1 rRNA gene is annotated in these 3071 nt (G+C 52.3%); it reads right to left on the bottom strand.

Annotation, left to right across the window (positions count from 1 at the left end):
• Window positions 1–45 precede the first annotated feature (45 nt).
• Window positions 46–2976, bottom strand: a 23S ribosomal RNA gene (locus FXF70_RS18945).
• Between the last annotated feature and the right edge of the window lie 95 nt (window positions 2977–3071).

Raw genomic sequence — 3071 nt, 5'->3', positions numbered from 1 at the left:
TTCTCTCAAAACTAGATAACAATGTTCATTTTTCACATTAGAATATAGGTTAAGTCCTCGATCTATTAGTATCTGTCAGCTCCACGTGTCACCACGCTTCCACCTCAGACCTATCAACCTGATCATCTTTCAGGGATCTTACTTCCTTGCGGAATGGGAAATCTCATCTTGAGGGGGGCTTCATGCTTAGATGCTTTCAGCACTTATCCCGTCCGCACATAGCTACCCAGCGATGCCCTTGGCAGAACAACTGGTACACCAGCGGTGCGTCCATCCCGGTCCTCTCGTACTAAGGACAGCTCCTCTCAAATTTCCTGCGCCCGCGACGGATAGGGACCGAACTGTCTCACGACGTTCTGAACCCAGCTCGCGTACCGCTTTAATGGGCGAACAGCCCAACCCTTGGGACCGACTACAGCCCCAGGATGCGATGAGCCGACATCGAGGTGCCAAACCTCCCCGTCGATGTGGACTCTTGGGGGAGATAAGCCTGTTATCCCCGGGGTAGCTTTTATCCGTTGAGCGATGGCCCTTCCATGCGGAACCACCGGATCACTAAGCCCGACTTTCGTCCCTGCTCGACTTGTAGGTCTCGCAGTCAAGCTCCCTTGTGCCTTTACACTCTGCGAATGATTTCCAACCATTCTGAGGGAACCTTTGGGCGCCTCCGTTACATTTTAGGAGGCGACCGCCCCAGTCAAACTGCCCACCTGACACTGTCTCCCTGCCCGATAAGGGCAGCGGGTTAGAAGGTCAATACAGCCAGGGTAGTATCCCACCGATGCCTCCACCGAAGCTAGCGCTCCGGTTTCCAAGGCTCCTACCTATCCTGTACAAGCTGTACCAACATTCAATATCAGGCTGCAGTAAAGCTCCACGGGGTCTTTCCGTCCTGTCGCGGGTAACCTGCATCTTCACAGGTACTATAATTTCACCGAGTCTCTCGTTGAGACAGTGCCCAGATCGTTGCGCCTTTCGTGCGGGTCGGAACTTACCCGACAAGGAATTTCGCTACCTTAGGACCGTTATAGTTACGGCCGCCGTTTACTGGGGCTTCAATTCGCACCTTCGCTTACGCTAAGCGCTCCTCTTAACCTTCCAGCACCGGGCAGGCGTCAGCCCCTATACTTCGCCTTACGGCTTCGCAGAGACCTGTGTTTTTGCTAAACAGTCGCCTGGGCCTATTCACTGCGGCTTCTCGGGGCTTTAACACCCTAAGAAGCACCCCTTCTCCCGAAGTTACGGGGTCATTTTGCCGAGTTCCTTAACGAGAGTTCTCTCGATCACCTTAGGATTCTCTCCTCGCCTACCTGTGTCGGTTTGCGGTACGGGCACCTCTCACCTCGCTAGAGGCTTTTCTTGGCAGTGTGGAATCAGGAACTTCGCTACTAAATTTCGCTCGCCATCACAGCTCAGCCTTCACGGGAAACGGATTTGCCTATTTCCCAGCCTAACTGCTTGGACGCGGATATCCAATACCGCGCTTACCCTATCCTCCTGCGTCCCCCCATTGCTCAAATGGTGAGGAGGTGGTACAGGAATATCAACCTGTTGTCCATCGCCTACGCCTTTCGGCCTCGGCTTAGGTCCCGACTAACCCTGAGCGGACGAGCCTTCCTCAGGAAACCTTAGGCATTCGGTGGACGGGATTCTCACCCGTCTTTCGCTACTCATACCGGCATTCTCACTTCTAAGCGCTCCACCAGTCCTTCCGGTCTGACTTCACTGCACTTAGAACGCTCTCCTACCACTGTTCGTAAGAACAGTCCGCAGCTTCGGTGATACGTTTAGCCCCGGTACATTTTCGGCGCAGAGTCACTCGACCAGTGAGCTATTACGCACTCTTTAAATGGTGGCTGCTTCTAAGCCAACATCCTGGTTGTCTAAGCAACTCCACATCCTTTTCCACTTAACGTATACTTTGGGACCTTAGCTGGCGGTCTGGGCTGTTTCCCTTTCGACTACGGATCTTATCACTCGCAGTCTGACTCCCAAGGATAAGTCATCGGCATTCGGAGTTTGACTGAATTCGGTAACCCGGTAGGGGCCCCTAGTCCAATCAGTGCTCTACCTCCGAGACTCTTACCTTGAGGCTAGCCCTAAAGCTATTTCGGAGAGAACCAGCTATCTCCAGGTTCGATTGGCATTTCACCCCTACCCACACCTCATCCCCGCACTTTTCAACGTGCGTGGGTTCGGGCCTCCATTCAGTGTTACCTGAACTTCACCCTGGACATGGGTAGATCACCTGGTTTCGGGTCTACGACCACGTACTCATGCGCCCTATTCAGACTCGCTTTCGCTGCGGCTCCGCATCTTCTGCTTAACCTTGCACGGGATCGTAACTCGCCGGTTCATTCTACAAAAGGCACGCCATCACCCGTTAACGGGCTCTGACTACTTGTAGGCACACGGTTTCAGGATCTATTTCACTCCCCTTCCGGGGTGCTTTTCACCTTTCCCTCACGGTACTGGTTCACTATCGGTCACTAGGGAGTATTTAGCCTTGGGAGATGGTCCTCCCGGATTCCGACGGAATTTCACGTGTTCCGCCGTACTCAGGATCCACTCTGGAGAGAACAACATTTCAGTTACAGGGCTGTTACCTTCTTTGGCGGGCCTTTCCAGACCTCTTCGCTTATATCGTTCCTTTGTAACTCCGTATAGAGTGTCCTACAACCCCAAGAGGCAAGCCTCTTGGTTTGGGCTGTTCCCGTTTCGCTCGCCGCTACTCAGGGAATCGCATTTGCTTTCTCTTCCTCCGGGTACTTAGATGTTTCAGTTCCCCGGGTATGCCTTCTCATACTCTATGTATTCAAGTATGGATACTACTCCATTACGAGCAGTGGGTTTCCCCATTCGGAAATCTCCGGATCAAAGCTTGCTTACAGCTCCCCGAAGCATATCGGTGTTCGTCCCGTCCTTCATCGGCTCCTAGTGCCAAGGCATCCACCGTGCGCCCTTTCTAACTTAACCATTTCTTACTTTAGAAAGAATCACTATGTGTGATGAACTTTGCATTGCATTCAATGTGAATGTATTACTTATTGTTATCTAGTTTTCAAAGAACA

It is taken from the genome of Bacillus sp. Y3, from assembly GCF_008123875.1.
Lineage (GTDB): Bacteria > Bacillota > Bacilli > Bacillales > Bacillaceae > Bacillus > Bacillus altitudinis.
The sequence above is the reverse complement of the archived record's forward strand: the minus strand, read 5'-3'. Positions and strand labels throughout refer to the sequence as shown.